General features: G+C 66.8%; 15 protein-coding genes. 8 read left to right on the forward strand and 7 right to left on the reverse strand.

Translation table 11 applies throughout. The features are described 5' to 3' along the window. Positions 1 to 520, reverse strand: a 520-nt coding sequence (locus tag Q8Q80_RS11980; protein WP_305633131.1) for a hypothetical protein, incomplete at its 3' end; no start/stop codon positions are given. 228 nt (positions 521 to 748) lie between these two features. Here Q8Q80_RS11980 and Q8Q80_RS11985 point away from each other — a divergent pair. Beyond that, complete coding sequence (locus Q8Q80_RS11985) at positions 749 to 1,762, forward strand: integron integrase (RefSeq protein WP_305633132.1); 1,014 nt, start codon at positions 749 to 751, stop codon at positions 1,760 to 1,762. Between the two features lie 24 nt (positions 1,763 to 1,786). Here Q8Q80_RS11985 and Q8Q80_RS11990 read toward each other — a convergent pair whose 3' ends face one another. The 6 genes from Q8Q80_RS11990 to gatC form a co-directional block, all read right to left on the reverse strand. After that, positions 1,787 to 2,005: a hypothetical protein gene (locus Q8Q80_RS11990; RefSeq protein ID WP_305633133.1), complete on the reverse strand. Its 219-nt coding sequence runs from the start codon at positions 2,003 to 2,005 to the stop codon at positions 1,787 to 1,789. A 209-nt stretch (positions 2,006 to 2,214) separates the two neighbouring features. Continuing rightward, positions 2,215 to 3,672 (reverse strand): Asp-tRNA(Asn)/Glu-tRNA(Gln) amidotransferase subunit GatB, encoded by a 1,458-nt coding sequence (gene gatB, locus Q8Q80_RS11995; protein ID WP_305633134.1) that lies wholly within the window; start codon positions 3,670 to 3,672, stop codon positions 2,215 to 2,217. 33 nt (positions 3,673 to 3,705) lie between these two features. After that, positions 3,706 to 4,230 (reverse strand): hypothetical protein, encoded by a 525-nt coding sequence (locus Q8Q80_RS12000; protein ID WP_305633135.1) that lies wholly within the window; start codon positions 4,228 to 4,230, stop codon positions 3,706 to 3,708. Continuing rightward, positions 4,227 to 4,547: a hypothetical protein gene (locus Q8Q80_RS12005; RefSeq protein WP_305633136.1), complete on the reverse strand. Its 321-nt coding sequence runs from the start codon at positions 4,545 to 4,547 to the stop codon at positions 4,227 to 4,229. Before Q8Q80_RS12005 ends, Q8Q80_RS12000 begins: the two co-directional genes overlap by 4 nt. Before the next feature lie 6 nt (positions 4,548 to 4,553). Then, positions 4,554 to 5,999, reverse strand: coding sequence for an Asp-tRNA(Asn)/Glu-tRNA(Gln) amidotransferase subunit GatA (gene gatA, locus Q8Q80_RS12010; RefSeq protein ID WP_371132757.1), 1,446 nt, complete (start codon positions 5,997 to 5,999; stop codon positions 4,554 to 4,556). A gap of 11 nt (positions 6,000 to 6,010) precedes the next feature. Further along, positions 6,011 to 6,298, reverse strand: a complete 288-nt coding sequence (gatC, locus tag Q8Q80_RS12015) for an Asp-tRNA(Asn)/Glu-tRNA(Gln) amidotransferase subunit GatC (protein WP_069038949.1) — start codon at positions 6,296 to 6,298, stop codon at positions 6,011 to 6,013. Positions 6,299 to 6,532: 234 nt separating this feature from the next. On the opposite strand from gatC, the gene Q8Q80_RS12020 reads away from it, so the two are divergent. The 7 genes from Q8Q80_RS12020 to Q8Q80_RS12050 all read left to right on the forward strand — a co-directional run bounded on the left by Q8Q80_RS12020 (position 6,533) and on the right by Q8Q80_RS12050 (position 13,933). Then, entirely contained in the window at positions 6,533 to 7,576 is a 1,044-nt protein-coding gene (locus Q8Q80_RS12020; RefSeq protein ID WP_069038948.1) for a rod shape-determining protein, read from the forward strand. 107 nt (positions 7,577 to 7,683) lie between these two features. After that, the gene (mreC, locus tag Q8Q80_RS12025) at positions 7,684 to 8,598 is read left to right on the forward strand and encodes a rod shape-determining protein MreC (protein ID WP_305633138.1); all 915 of its coding nucleotides are present in this window, start codon (positions 7,684 to 7,686) and stop codon (positions 8,596 to 8,598) included. Further along, positions 8,595 to 9,119: a rod shape-determining protein MreD gene (mreD, locus tag Q8Q80_RS12030; RefSeq protein ID WP_305633139.1), complete on the forward strand. Its 525-nt coding sequence runs from the start codon at positions 8,595 to 8,597 to the stop codon at positions 9,117 to 9,119. The genes mreC and mreD overlap by 4 nt, the downstream gene beginning before the upstream one ends. Positions 9,120 to 9,149: 30 nt before the next feature. Then, positions 9,150 to 11,039: a penicillin-binding protein 2 gene (gene mrdA, locus Q8Q80_RS12035; protein ID WP_305633140.1), complete on the forward strand. Its 1,890-nt coding sequence runs from the start codon at positions 9,150 to 9,152 to the stop codon at positions 11,037 to 11,039. Next, positions 11,020 to 12,186 carry a rod shape-determining protein RodA gene (gene rodA / locus Q8Q80_RS12040; protein ID WP_305633141.1) on the forward strand — a complete coding sequence of 389 codons (1,167 nt, stop codon included), beginning with the start codon at positions 11,020 to 11,022 and terminating at the stop codon, positions 12,184 to 12,186. Before mrdA ends, rodA begins: the two co-directional genes overlap by 20 nt. A 4-nt stretch (positions 12,187 to 12,190) precedes the next feature. Then, positions 12,191 to 13,189, forward strand: a complete 999-nt coding sequence (locus Q8Q80_RS12045; RefSeq protein WP_305633142.1) for a septal ring lytic transglycosylase RlpA family protein — start codon at positions 12,191 to 12,193, stop codon at positions 13,187 to 13,189. 159 nt (positions 13,190 to 13,348) lie between these two features. Further along, a complete protein-coding gene (locus tag Q8Q80_RS12050) occupies positions 13,349 to 13,933 on the forward strand; it encodes a YMGG-like glycine zipper-containing protein (protein WP_305633143.1) in 585 nt (194 codons plus the stop codon). The last annotated feature ends 14 nt before the right edge of the window (positions 13,934 to 13,947 follow it).

Genomic DNA, 13,947 nt, shown 5'->3' on the forward strand with positions numbered 1-13,947 from the left:
TCAACCTGATCCGCGCCGATACCACGCCGGGCAAGAAGTGCAGTCTGGCCATGAAGCGCAAGCGCGCCGCCTGGAACCCGGATCTGCGTATGAGCATCCTCGGACTTACGCCTCTATGATGTTCGAGTGCGGAAGCCCTGCATTCAGGGGTTAGGCCCGCCACATCTGCTGACAGCGTGATGGTGAGTTCGGGACTGCTTCCCCAATGTAGAAGCATGTTGACCACTTCCTCGAATTCAGCAGGTGCAAACGCCACCTGTAGGTCAAAGAACCCTCCAGGGGTTGATAGATGCAGTTCCGGTGTGTCAGCAGGAAAGAAATTGAATATCCCAACGCCAATATGATTCTTGTCAATGTGGTCGACATTGCTAGGTAGGCCATGCCTGACGATGTGAACCTCAAGAAGGCCGCCCTTAATTTTACTGGGGAAATCAATTGTTCCATGCAGGCGGATTACAGAAGAATACCGCCTGTCCGTTTCCACGATTGATGTCGATCGCTCAATGGTGAAATCGGACATTTCAGCTCGGACAGTGCTGACATCGAGCTCTGGCGCGCCTACAGACTTGTAGCAATCAGACTTTTGTACTGATCTGGACATATATAAACCTAACTTTGATTTCTACAGCAGTTTTGACGAATGAATAAGTTCACTGCCGGATAACTCCAGTTGTGCAATCGGCTGTAGAGCCCTTGCAGTCTTGGTTTTCGCGCACTATGCTGTATATTCATACAGCATTAAAACGCCATGAAAAACCTCACTTCGGATTTGCCGCCGCTTCGTGCCACGCGAGTACTTGACCAGTTGCGGGAACGCATCCGGTATCTGCACTACAGCTTACGGACGGAAAAGACCTATGTCTATTGGGTGCGCACCTTCATCCGGTTCCATCGGTTGCGACATCCGGCGCAGATGGGGCGCGCCGAGATCGAGGCGTTTCTGGGCTGGCTGGCGGACGAGCGGGCGGTGTCGGCATCGACACACAAGCAGGCACTGTCGGCGCTGTTGTTTTTCTACGGCAAGGTACTGGGCATCGACCTGCCGTGGATGAACGATATCGGCCGGCCGCGCACGAAACGTCGCCTGCCGGTGGTGCTGACACCCGACGAAGTGGCCCGTCTGCTCTGCCTGATTGCGGGCGAGCATCGCCTGCTCGCTCAGCTTCTGTACGGTACCGGCATGCGCATCAACGAAGGTCTGCGATTGCGCGTAAAGGACATCGATTTCGAGCGTCTTACGGTTATCGTCCGTGAAGGCAAGGGCGGCAAGGACCGCGCAGTGATGCTGCCGGAGTGCCTCATCTGGCCGCTGCGCGAGCAGCTGGCGCGCGCCCGGGTGCTGTGGGATGACGATCGACGATGTGGGCGCGCGGGGGTCGAGATGCCCGATGCGCTCGCCCGCAAGTATCCGCGCGCCGACGCGTCCTGGGCCTGGTTCTGGGTGTTCCCGCAAGCCGAGCATGCGGTCGATCCGCGCAGCGGCGTGGTGCGCCGCCACCATATGTATGACCAGACCTTTCAGCGCGCCTTCAAGCGGGCGGTGGTTCGCACCGGGCTGACCAAGCTGGCGACGCCGCACACGCTGCGCCATTCGTTCGCGACCGCGCTGCTGCAATCAGGCTATGACATCCGGACGGTGCAGGATCTGCTCGGCCACGCCGACGTGGCAACCACGATGATCTACACGCATGTGCTGAAGGTGGGCGGCGGCGGGGTGCGCAGCCCGATGGATGCGCTGCCTGCGCCGGGGCTGTCGCCCTGAGGCGCGCAGGCGGCAGGCGGGCGATCACTCCGGCGTGCGAGGTACCTCTTCATGCACGCCGCGGATCACCTTCCTCAGGCAGAACAGGAAGCCGGCCACGCCAAGCAGGGCCAGCGGCAGGGACTGCCACAGCGGCCAGCCGCCGTTGTGACTGTCGTCGATGACATTGACCAGGCTCAGCGTGATGCCGGACATGCCGACGATGGCGAAGGCGAGGGCGGCGAAGAAGAAGAGGACGCGCATGGTGTGGGGTTCCGTTGGGTATTTCGTCGCGCCGGCGATCGGGCCGGTGAGCCGGGAGCGGGAGCGGTGTTGTGTCGTGGGAGCGATCCATTGATCGCGAATGGCGCGTTGATCAGATGCCTGCCGCGACTTGGCGCACCGGATTCGCGATCAATGGATCGCTCCCACAACTTCATCGCTTCCACAGCGGATCAAAGCGGGCGGGCGGGTCAGCCGGCGAGCTTCTTCTTCAGCAGTTCATTCACCTGCGCCGGGCTGGCCTTGCCTTTGCTGGCTTTCATGACCTGGCCGACCAGTGCGTTGAAGGCCTTGTCCTTGCCGGCGCGGAATTCCTCGACCGATCTGGGGTTGGCGGCCAGCACGTCGTCGATGATGGGTTCGATGGCCGACACGTCGGTGACCTGTTTCAGGCCCTGGGCTTCGATGACGGTGTCGGCAGTCTGACCTTCGCCGCTCCACAGCGCTTCGAACACCTTCTTCGCGATGTTGTTCGAAATGGTGCCGTCGGCGATGCGCGCGACCAGGCCGGCGAGCTGCGACGGCGTGACCGGGCTTTGCTCGATGTCGCGCTCTTCGCGGTTGAGCCGCGCGGCCAGTTCGCCCATGACCCAGTTGGCAAGCGGCTTGGCCTGCGCCGCGCCGACGACGGCCAGCGCGTCGAGGTAGTACTGCGCCATTTCGCGGCTGGCGGTCAGGCCGGCGGCGTCATAGGGCGACAGGCCGTAGTCGGCCTGCAGCCGGGCCGACAGCGCGACCGGCAGCTCGGGCATTTCGCTGCGCACGCGTGCTATCCAGTCGGCGGCGATGACCAGCGGCGGCAAGTCGGGGTCGGGGAAGTAGCGGTAGTCGTGCGCGTCTTCCTTGCTGCGCATGGCGCGCGTTTCGCCGGTGTCCGGGTCGAACAGCACTGTGGCCTGCTGGATCTTGTGGCCATCTTCGATCTGTTCGATCTGCCACTGGATTTCGAAGTCGATCGCCTGCTGCATGAAGCGGAAGCTGTTCAGGTTCTTGATTTCGCGCCGCGTGCCGAGCGGCTCGCCCGGGCGGCGCACGCTCACGTTGGCGTCGCAGCGGAAGCTGCCTTCCTGCATGTTGCCGTCGCAGATGTCGACCCAGCGCACCAACGCATGCAGCGCGCGCGCATAGGCCACGGCTTCGGCGCTCGAGGTCATGTCGGGCTCGCTGACGATTTCCAGCAGCGGCGTGCCGGCGCGGTTCAGGTCGATGCCCGACATGCCATGAAAATCTTCGTGCAGGCTCTTGCCGGCGTCTTCTTCCAGGTGCGCGCGGGTCAGGCGCACCACCTTTTCGTATGCCTTGTCACCGTCGCCGACCCGGATCGCGAGCGTGCCGCCCTGCACCACCGGCAGTTCGTACTGGCTGATCTGGTAGCCCTTCGGAAGGTCGGGGTAGAAGTAGTTCTTGCGCGCGAACACCGAGCGCTGCGCGACCTCGCCGCCCACCGCGAGGCCGAAGCGGATGGCGCGCTCGACCGCGGCGCGGTTCATCACCGGCAGCACGCCGGGCAGCGCCAGATCGACTGCGCTGGCCTGCACGTTCGGCTCTGCGCCGAATGCGGTCGGGCTGCCGGAGAAGATTTTCGAGGTCGTGTTGAGCTGGCTGTGCGTCTCCAGCCCGATCACGACTTCCCAGTTGGCTCTGCTCATCGCGTTCTCTTTCCGTGTCTTTCCGTCTTGCGGTTACCGGCAGGTACCGGTCTTGCGGCTCACCAGGGTGGGCCACAGATATTCGTGCGCGCCGGGCGAGCACTGGCTGGCGCAGTTCTGGTACGACACCGTGACCTGGTCGCCCTGTTCCCACATGCGCACCGTGCACGCGCCGGCGACCAGCGTCGGCGAGGGCGTGAAGGTGGTCTGCCGGAACGTCGACAGATCAAAACTGCAGCGGCCCTTGCTGCCCATGTCGACCTGCGACCAGAAGCGCTGCACGCGCGATGCCTGCACGTCGATCACCAGCCGGCCTTCGGTGCCCACGTCGTCGCGGTAGCTGCATTCGGTCTTCACCGCCAGCGGCCGCGACGGAATGGGCAGCGGCTTGGTGCTCTTGATCGGCGGTGCCGGCCGTCTGGCTTCCGGTGCGCCCGGCGGCGCCGGCTGCGATCGCGTGGCGGCCGGCTGCTGCGGCGCGAACTGCGCGCAGCCGGCGCCCAGCGCCGCCGCCAGCACACCCGCGAGCGACAGCCCGCGCAGCCACCGGCTCGTCACAGCAGGCTATCCCGCACCGCGCGCAGGCCGTCCGGCATGGTGAGCGACTGCTCGTCCCAGCCTTCGATGCGCAGCACGTCGTCGAGCGCGGCTTCGAGCACCGCGTGGGCGCGCTCGGCCGCTTCGGCGATGCGCCGGTGCGTGGCGGCCAGCTCAGGCATTTCGTCCATGCAGTTGAGCTGGTACTGATGCAGCTTGCGCAGCTCGAGCATCTGGGTGGCCACCTGGGCCGGGCAGGCGCACATGTAGATGCCCGCCTGATCCAGGATGTGCGTGAGCTGCTCACTGTTGTAGCGGTAGCGCTGTGACGTGCTCATGTCGGCTTACCCGGGTGGCGTGCGCAGGTGCCAGTCGGTCGCCTGCTGGAAGCGGTGTGCAGCGCCCAGCATGCGCGCCTCGTCGAAATAGTTGCCGACAATCTGCAAACCCACCGGCAGGCCGCCGGCGCCGAAGCCGCACGGAATGCTCATGCCGGGCAGACCGGCCAGATTGACCGAGGTGGTGTAGATGTCGCCCAGATACATCGACAGCGGATCGTCGGCCTTGTCGCCGATGCCGTAGGCGACGGTCGGGGTGGTCGGGCCGAGGATGAGGTCGCAGTCGCGGAAGGCCGCGCGATAGTCGTCGGCGATCAGCCGGCGCACGCGCTGCGCCTGCAGGTAGTAGGCGTCGTAGTAGCCGTGCGACAGCACATAGGTGCCGATCAATATGCGCCGTTTCACTTCCTCGCCGAAGCCCTGGGCGCGCGTCTTGGCGTACATGTCGTTCAGGTCGCGGTACTCGGGCGCGCGGTAGCCGTAGCGCACACCGTCGAAGCGGTTCAGGTTCGAACTGGCTTCGGCCGGCGCGATCACGTAATAGGCCGGCACGGCGTAACCGGAGCGCGGCAGGCTGATCTCGACCGTGCTGGCGCCGAGCGTGCGGAAGGTCGCCAGCGCAGCTTCGACCGCGGCGCGCACGTCGTCCGACATGCCTTCGCCGAAGAATTCCTTCGGCACGCCGATGCGCAGGCCGGCCAGCGGGGCGTCGAGTGCGCGCGTGTAGTCTTCCGGCGCGCGTTCCAGACTGGTGGCGTCGCGCGTGTCGAAGCCGGCGAAGGCGTTGAGCAGCAGCGCGCAGTCTTCCGCCGTGTGCGCCATCGGACCGCCCTGGTCCAGGCTCGAGGCGTAGGCGATCATGCCCCAGCGCGACACGATGCCGTAGGTCGGCTTGATGCCGGTGATGCCGCAGAACGCGGCCGGCTGGCGGATCGAGCCGCCGGTGTCGGTGCCGCTGGCCGCCGGCGCAATGCCGGCCGCGACCGCCGCCGCCGAACCGCCGGACGAGCCGCCGGGCACGGCGTCGAGCTGCCAGGGGTTGTGCACCACGCCGTAGTGGCTGGACTCGTTGGTCGAGCCCATCGCGAACTCGTCCATATTGGTGCGGCCCAGCGTCACCAGACCGGCCGCGCGCGCGCGCTCGATCAGGCCGGCGTCGTAGGGCGCGGCGAAGTTCTCCAGCATCTTCGAGCCACAGCGGGCATGCCAGCCGGTCTGGCAGAAGATGTCCTTGTGCGCGATCGGCACGCCGGTCAGCGGGCCCGCGCGGCCTTCGGCGCGCAGCGCGTCGGCGGCACGCGCCTCGATCAGCGTCTGCGCCTCGTTCAGTTCGACAAAGGCGTTCAGCGCCGGGTTGGCGGCCTGGATCTTCGCCAGATAGTCCTGCGCCAGTTCGACCGCCGACACTTCACCGGCCGCGAGCCGGGCCGACAGCTGCTTGACGGTGTCCATCGTTCGATCACTCATTCAATCACCCTCGGCACCAGATACAGGCCGTTTTCGACCGCCGGCGCGACCGCCTGGTAGGCGCTGCGGTGGTCGGTTTCGCTGATGGCGTCGTCGCGCAGGCGCAGCACGAGATCGGTGGCGTGCGCCATCGGCTCGACGCCGGTGGTGTCGATCGCCTGCAGTTGCTCGATCAGGCCGAGCATGGAGCCGAGTGCGTCGCGGGTGCGTTCGAGCTGGCCGTCGGCGAGCTCGATGCGCGCCAGCTTCGCGATGTGGCGGACTTGTTGGTCGGTCAGGGACATGGCGGGGCTGTGTGGGTTGCCGGATGCCGGGGCACCCGCGGACAAAGATGTTTCAGTTCAAGGGGTCGGGGTGTGTTGGGTTATCATTATGAACTATTCAGGCTGCCCGCCCGGCCGCTGCAAACACCTCCGGCCGCGCCCGGCGCATCAAGGCAGCTTGATGTTACCGGGTGAAGACTGATCCGGCCCAAACCCGTACAGACCGCCTGCGGTCGCTTCCACATAAGACACTTCATGTTCGGTTTCCTGCGTTCCTATTTTTCCAACGATCTGGCCATCGACCTCGGCACCGCCAACACGCTGATCTACGTGCGCGGCCAGGGCATCGTGCTGGACGAACCGTCGGTCGTCGCCATCCGCACCGAAGGCGGCCCCAACGCCAAGAAAACCATCCAGGCGGTGGGCCTGCAGGCCAAGCTCATGCTCGGCAAGACGCCCGGCAACATCACCGCCATCCGGCCCATGAAGGACGGCGTGATCGCCGACTTCACAGTGACCGAGCAGATGCTCAAGCAGTTCATCAAGCGGGTGCACGATTCGCGTCTTTTTTCGCCCAGCCCGCGCATCATCATCTGCGTGCCGTGCGGCTCGACCCAGGTCGAGCGCCGTGCCATCCGCGAATCGGCGCTCGGCGCCGGCGCGAGTCAGGTGTACCTGATCGAGGAGCCGATGGCCGCGGCGATCGGCGCCGGCCTGCCGGTGTCGGATGCCACCGGCTCGATGGTGGTCGACATCGGCGGCGGCACGACCGAAGTCGGCGTGATTTCGCTCGGCGGCATGGTGTACGCCGGATCGGTGCGGGTCGGCGGCGACAAGTTCGACGAAGCCATCATCAATTACATCCGCCGCAACTACGGCATGCTGATCGGCGAAACCACGGCCGAGGCGATCAAGAAGGAAATCGGCTCCGCCTTCCCCGGCTCCGAAGTGAAGGAGATGGAAGTGAAGGGCCGCAATCTGGCCGAAGGCATTCCGCGCAGCTTCACCATTTCGTCGAACGAAATCCTCGAAGCGCTGACCGAGCCGCTGAACCAGATCGTGTCCGCGGTGAAGAGCGCACTCGAACAGACGCCGCCGGAACTGGGCGCCGACATCGCCGAGCGCGGCATGGTGCTGACCGGTGGCGGCGCGCTGCTGCGCGACCTGAACCGTCTGCTGATGGAAGAAACCGGTCTGCCGGTGGTGGTGGCCGACGACCCGCTGACCTGCGTGGTGCGCGGTTCGGGCACCGCGCTGGAAAAGATGGACCAGCTGGGCAGCATCTTCGCCAACGAGTGACACGCCGCATGATGGCTCACCGGTCCCTGCCCGCCGCCTCGACGGTGCCGCGGGACCGGCACCGCCCGCGTCGCGGGCTTGCTTCGACCCCCTCGGTTTCCTGATTCATGGTTTCTCCGGTCGCCGGACATTCCCCGCCCCCGTTTTTCCGGCGCGGCCCGGCTCCGCTGGTGCGCCTGGTGGTGCTGGTCAGTGCAGCACTCACGCTGATCGTCGTCGATCACCGCCTGAACTACCTCGAACTGCTGCGCCAGGGCCTGTCGGTGGTCACCACCCCGCTGCAGGTCGCCGCCGGCATGCCGGTCAAGGGCGTGCGCTCGGCCGGTGAATACTTCGCCGATCTCGCCCGGCTGCAGACGGAAAACGAAGACCTGCGCCGCGAGCAGGTGGCGCTGGGCACGATTCGGCTGCGCCAGGAACAGCTCGACATGGAAAACACCCGCCTGCGCGCGCTGCTCGACATGCGCGAACGGGTGCAGGTGAATGCCCAGGTGGCCGAGGTGATCTATGCGGTGCGCGACCCGTTCTCGCGCCGCGTGGTGGTCGACAAGGGTCTGACCCAGGGCATCGAGCCGGGCAGCCCGGTGGTGGACGACATCGGCGTGATCGGCCAGGTCACGCGGGTCTATCCGCTGAATGCGGAAGTGACGCTGATTTCCGACAAGGACCAGGCGCTGCCGGTGCAGATCGCGCGCACCGGCGTGCGCGCCGTGATGTTCGGTGCCGGCAGCGGCACGCTTGAACTGCGCTACCTGGCGACCGACGTCGATCTGCGCGAGGGCGATCGCATCGTCACCTCGGGGCTGGACGGCGTGTTCGCACCCGGTTTGCCGGTGGCGCGCGTGAAATCGGTTGACCGCGACGGCTCGGGCGGCTTCGTGCGCATCCTGTGCGTACCGCTGGCCGGCGTCGAATCGCATTCCACGGTGCTCATCATGGCGCCCGGCAAGCCGGTGCTGCCGGCAGACGATGCGGCGGCCACCGCCGGCAGCGCCCGCGCAGAAAAGGCGGTCAAGCCATGAACCAGCCCAGCTTCAGTTCGCGCCGCATCCTGCGCCCGGTCCGGCCGTGGTTCATCTGGCTGTCGCTGATGTTCGCGCTGCTGCTCAACCTGATGCCGCTCGGCCGCACGCCGATGCTGCCCGACTGGGTCGCGCTGGTGCTGTGCTTCTGGTGCGTGCGCGAGCCGCTGCGCGCGGGCATGGGCGCGGGCTTCGTGTTCGGCCTGCTGATGGACATCGGCTACGGCAGCCTGATGGGCCAGCACGCGCTGGCCTACGTGCTGCTCGCCTACACCGCCGGCACGTTTTCACGCCGCATCCTGTGGTTCGGGCCGCTGCAGCAGTCGCTGCACGTGCTGCCCATGCTGGTCGGCACGCAGCTGGTCATGCTGTGCGTGCGCCTGTCCACCGACGCGGAATTCCCCGGTCTGGGCTTTTTCGCCGGCAGCGTCATCGCCACGCTGCTGTGGTATCCGATCAGCTTCGTGCTGCTGCTGCCGCAATACCGGCCGGAGGACAAGGATGAAAACCGTCCTATCTGAGCGCGCCGCGAAACCCCTGTCTCGTTTTCCATGAACGATCTGCACAGCCCGGAAATCCAGCTGGTGCGCTTCCGCCGCCGCGTGCTGTTCGCCGGCGCGCTGGTGCTGGTGTGCTTTTCGCTGCTGCTCGCGCGCTTCTTCTGGCTGCAGGTGGTGATGCACGACTACTACCGCACGCGCGCCGAAGACAACCGCATCGCGCTGCTGCCGGTGACGCCGAACCGCGGCCTCATCGTCGACCGCAAGGGCGAGGTGCTGGCGCGCAATTACTCGGCGTATACGCTTGAGATACAGCCGTCGCGCGTCGACAACCTCGAGCGCACGATCGACGAGCTGGCGGCCATCGTCAATATCGAGGCGCGCGACCGCAAGCGCTTCCGCAAGCTGATGGACGAATCGCGCAACTTCGATTCGCTGCCCATCCGCACCCGGCTCAGCGACGACGAGGTCGCGCGCTTCATCGCGCAGCGCTATCGCTTCCCGGGCGTCGAGGTGCGCGCCCGGCTGTTCCGCCAGTACCCGAACGCCGAACTGGCGTCGCACGTGCTCGGCTACATGGGCCGCATCAACCGGCGCGACGCCGAGCGCATCCAGGAATCGGATGACGCGGCGAACTATCGCGGCACCGACCACATCGGCAAGAGCGGACTGGAGCAGCACTACGAGCGCGAGCTGCACGGTCTGACCGGCGTCGAGCAGGTCGAAGTGACCGCCGCGGGCCGCGCGGTGCGCGTGCTGTCGCGCACACCGCCGCAGCAGGGCAACAACCTGCGGCTGACGCTCGACGCCGGCCTGCAACGCGTCGTCGAAACCGCCTTCGGCGACCGGCGCGGCGCGCTGGTGGCGATCGAGCCGTCGACCGGCGGCGTGCTGGCGCTGGTCAGCAAGCCGACCTTCGACCCCAATCTGTTCGTCGATGGCATCGACACCACCAGCTGGGACGCGCTGAACAACTCGCCCGACTACCCGCTGCTCAACCGCGCCATCTATTCCGCCTACCCGCCAGGCTCGACCTTCAAGCCCTTCATGGCGCTGGGCGCGCTGACCGCCGGCAAGCGCACGCCTGAGTTCGCCATCGCCGACCCGGGCTATTTCGACTTCGGCGGCCACCGCTTCCGCGACGACAAGGTGGGTGGCCACGGTTCGGTCGACATGCACAAGTCCATCGTGGTGTCGTGCAACACCTATTACTACCGGCTCGCTTCCGACTGGGGCATCGACGGCATTTCGAACTTCATGGGGCAGCTCGGGCTGGGCAGCCGTACCGGCATCGACATTGATGGCGAATCGACCGGCGTGCTGCCGTCGCAGGCGTGGAAGAAGAAGCGCTTCAAGCGGCCCGACCAGCAGAAATGGTATGCCGGCGAGACGATTTCGGTCGGCATCGGCCAGGGCTACAACGCCTACACGATGATCCAGCTGGCGCACGCCACCGCCATCCTGGCCGCCGACGGGGTCGTGTACCGGCCGCATGTGGTGCGCCAGATCGAAAATTCGCGCACCGGCGCCATCCAGCTGATCGAACCGGAACCGGTGCGCAGGGTCGATCTCAGGCAGGCGGATATCGACGTGATCAAGCGCGCCATGGAAGACGTGAACCGCGTCGGCACCGGCGCGCGCGCCTTTGCCGGTGCGCCCTACGTCGCAGCCGGCAAGACCGGCACGGCGCAGGCTTTCTCGCTGCGCGGCGGCGACCTGAAAACCAGCAAGCTGGCTGAAAAGCTGCGCGACCACGCGCTGTTCATCGCCTACGCACCGGCCGACGACCCGAAGATCGCGCTGGCCGTGCTGGTGGAAAACGCCGGTTTCGGTTCGCAATCGGCGGCGCCGATCGCGCGCCAGGTGTTTGACTACTATCTGCTGGGCAACCTGCCGGCCGGCCCGGCGCCAGAGGACACGGATGCAACTGACAGCGAATAGGTGGCTGTGGCTGCGCGGCACGCTGGGCAAAGTGCTGGGCAAGCTCGATCTGCCGCTGATGATCATCGCCGGCACGCTGCTGGCGCTGGCCACGCTGGTCATGGCGAGCGCCACGGCCGACTTCGGTTTCCGCTTCGACGCCCATCTGGTCAATCTGGCGGCCGGCCTGACGGTGATGTTGCTGGTGGCACAGATTCCGCCGCTGCGCCTGATGCAGCTGGCGCTGCCGTTCTATCTGCTGGGTGTCGTGCTGCTGATCGGCGTCGAACTGTTCGGTGAAACGTCCAAGGGCGCGCAGCGCTGGCTCGACATCGGCTTCACGCGCATCCAGCCCTCGGAAATGCTGAAGATTTCGGTGCCGCTGATGCTCGCCTGGTATTTCCACCGCCACGAATCGCAGTTGCGGGTACGCGACTTCCTGGTCGCGCTGGTCATCCTGATCATTCCGGTCGGCCTCATCTTCCATCAGCCGGATCTGGGCACCGCCATCCTGGTGCTGGCGGCCGGCGTGTTCGTCATCTTCTTCGCCGGGCTGTCGTGGAAGCTCATCATTCCGGTGCTGGTGATCGGCGTGGTGGCGGTCACCACGGTGGCGGTCGAAGGCGACGCGCTGTGCGCCGAAGGCGTCAAGTGGCCGGGCTTCAAGGACTACCAGCGCCAGCGCGTGTGCACGCTGCTCGACCCGACGGCCGACCCGCGCGGCAGCGGCTTCCACATCATCCAGTCGAGCATCGCGATCGGCTCGGGCGGCGTGTTCGGCAAGGGCTGGAAGGAGGGCACGCAGACCCACCTCGAATTCGTGCCCGAGCGGCACACCGACTTCATCTTCGCGGTGATGGCGGAAGAGTTCGGCCTGCTCGGCTGCATCGTGCTGCTCGCCATATATATATTGCTGATCGGCCGCGGCCTGATGATTGCAGCCAGCGCGCCGCTGCTGTTTTCGCGCCTGCTGGCCGGCGCGATTTCGCTGTCCTGCTTCACCTATGCTTTTGTGAACATGGGCATGGTGACCGGTGTGCTGCCGGTGGTCGGCGTGCCGCTGCCCTTCGTGAGTTACGGCGGCACCGCGCTGGTCACGCTGTGCATCGGGCTGGGCCTGCTGATGTCGATCGAGGCGCACCGGCGGTCCCGCCGGCGCGACCGCTGAGCCGATGATCGCCGCCCGCAGCCGGTGGCCGGTGGCGCTGTGCGCCGTGCTGGCCGGCTGCGCCGGCGTGCCGGTCAGCGAACCGCCGGCCCCCACTGCACCCGCCGGTTCCGCACCTGCCAGCACCGCGCCGGTCACCACCCCTGCGCCCTCGGGCAAGCCGCGCCCGGGCGGTTATTACCTTGACGATGGCCCGGGTGACCGCGCGCCAGACGAACAGACTCTGGCCGCGATTCCCGACGCCGTGCCGCGCGACGAACCGATGCACCGCTTCGCCAACCGGCCCTACAGCGCGCTCGGCCTGAGTTTTGTGCCGCTGACCGAACACCGACCCTTCCGCCAGCGCGGGCGCGCGAGCTGGTACGGCCGCAAATTCCACGGCCAGAAAACGTCGAGCGGCGAGCCGTACGACATGTACGGCATGACCGCCGCCCATGCCACCCTGCCCATCCCGAGCTATGCGCGGGTGACCCATCTGGCCAGCGGCCGCTCGGTCGTGGTGCGGGTGAATGACCGGGGCCCGTTCAAGCCCGGCCGCGTGATCGACCTGTCGTGGACCGCTGCCGCCAAGCTCGGCTATGTGAATGACGGCAGCGCCGAAGTCGAGGTCGAGGCGGTGTTCGCACCGGGCAGCGCCGGCGACCTGCTGGCCCGGCGCGCCGCCGGGCAGCCGGAGATCGCGCGACCCGCACCGGGGCCGGCAGCAACCGCGGCGCCCGCCGACGATGTGATCGCCGCGCTGGCTGCCGACGGCGCACAAGACACGTCGACCGCCGGCCACTGGCTGCAGCTGGGCGCTTTCAGCACGCTCGACAACGCGCAGGCCCTGTCGCGCCGCATCGCCGCAGCGCTCGGCGAGCTGGCCGACCGGATCAGCGTATCGAGTGACGGCGACCGCCACCGCGTGCGCGCCGGTCCGTTCGAAAGCCGCGACGCGGCGCAGGGCGCCGCCCGCGCGCTGCGCGACCAGCTCGGCCTTGAGGCGCTGCTGCTCACACGCTGACTCGCCTGCTGACCTTGCGCTGATCGCGCCGGGAGCAAGGCTCGCGGGGGCGCCGTAACACCTGCATACTAGCCATTACAGAGTTTGCTACATCCGCCTGCAACACTGCATGCGTCGCGGTCCCGCTCGGGTGACCGCATTTCGCAGGCAGCGTCCGCCATGTCCTCCCCCCGCAATTGCCTTCAAGCTATCTGGCGATCCGGCCTGACGGCTGCCCTGTGCGCCGGCCTGCTCGCCGCCTGTGCCTCGCCGCCCCGGCCGGCGCCCTACACCGGGTCGCCACGGCCACCGCCGGTGAAGGCGGTAACCGATCTGTCGGTCTATCCGTCGCGCGGCCAGAACGCCACCACGCAGCGGCGCGACCGCTACGAATGCAATGCCTGGGCGGTCGGTGAATCAGGCTTCGATCCGGCGACCAGCCGCAACGTGCCGACACCGGTGCCGCGCGTCGAGGCCAACCCGCCGTCCGGCTACGGGCTCGCGGCCGGCACGGTGACCGGTGCCGTCATCGGCGCCGCGGTCGGCAGTCCGTATCACACGGGGCAGGGCGCAGCGATCGGTGCCGTGGTCGGTGCAGCCGCCGGTGCGGCATCGGACGCCTCGCGTGAAGCGCGTGCCGCCCGGGTCGAGGACGCCTATGCGCAGCGTGCCGCACAGCGCGACGCCGCCGGCAGCGAACAAGCGAACCGCTACCGGCGTGCGCTGGTGGCCTGTCTCGAAGGCCGCGGCTATGCCGTGCGCTGATCACGCCGCATTCA

Source organism: Methyloversatilis sp. (assembly GCF_030698125.1).
Lineage (GTDB): Bacteria > Pseudomonadota > Gammaproteobacteria > Burkholderiales > Rhodocyclaceae > Methyloversatilis.

Bases quoted from the DNA above. Each gene is read 5' to 3' on its own strand.
- rodA (WP_305633141.1), top strand. From the start codon at position 11,020: ATGCAACTGACAGCGAATAGGTGGCTGTGGCTGCGCGGCACGCTGGGC.
- mreD (WP_305633139.1), top strand. From the start codon at position 8,595: ATGAACCAGCCCAGCTTCAGTTCGCGCCGCATCCTGCGCCCGGTCCGG.
- gatA (WP_371132757.1), bottom strand. From the start codon at position 5,999: ATGGACACCGTCAAGCAGCTGTCGGCCCGGCTCGCGGCCGGTGAAGTG.
- Q8Q80_RS11990 (WP_305633133.1), bottom strand. From the start codon at position 2,005: ATGCGCGTCCTCTTCTTCTTCGCCGCCCTCGCCTTCGCCATCGTCGGC.
- gatB (WP_305633134.1), bottom strand. From the start codon at position 3,672: ATGAGCAGAGCCAACTGGGAAGTCGTGATCGGGCTGGAGACGCACAGC.
- Q8Q80_RS11985 (WP_305633132.1), top strand. From the start codon at position 749: ATGAAAAACCTCACTTCGGATTTGCCGCCGCTTCGTGCCACGCGAGTA.
- mrdA (WP_305633140.1), top strand. From the start codon at position 9,150: ATGAACGATCTGCACAGCCCGGAAATCCAGCTGGTGCGCTTCCGCCGC.
- gatC (WP_069038949.1), bottom strand. From the start codon at position 6,298: ATGTCCCTGACCGACCAACAAGTCCGCCACATCGCGAAGCTGGCGCGC.
- Q8Q80_RS12045 (WP_305633142.1), top strand. From the start codon at position 12,191: ATGATCGCCGCCCGCAGCCGGTGGCCGGTGGCGCTGTGCGCCGTGCTG.
- Q8Q80_RS12020 (WP_069038948.1), top strand. From the start codon at position 6,533: ATGTTCGGTTTCCTGCGTTCCTATTTTTCCAACGATCTGGCCATCGAC.
- Q8Q80_RS12050 (WP_305633143.1), top strand. From the start codon at position 13,349: ATGTCCTCCCCCCGCAATTGCCTTCAAGCTATCTGGCGATCCGGCCTG.
- Q8Q80_RS12005 (WP_305633136.1), bottom strand. From the start codon at position 4,547: ATGAGCACGTCACAGCGCTACCGCTACAACAGTGAGCAGCTCACGCAC.
- mreC (WP_305633138.1), top strand. From the start codon at position 7,684: ATGGTTTCTCCGGTCGCCGGACATTCCCCGCCCCCGTTTTTCCGGCGC.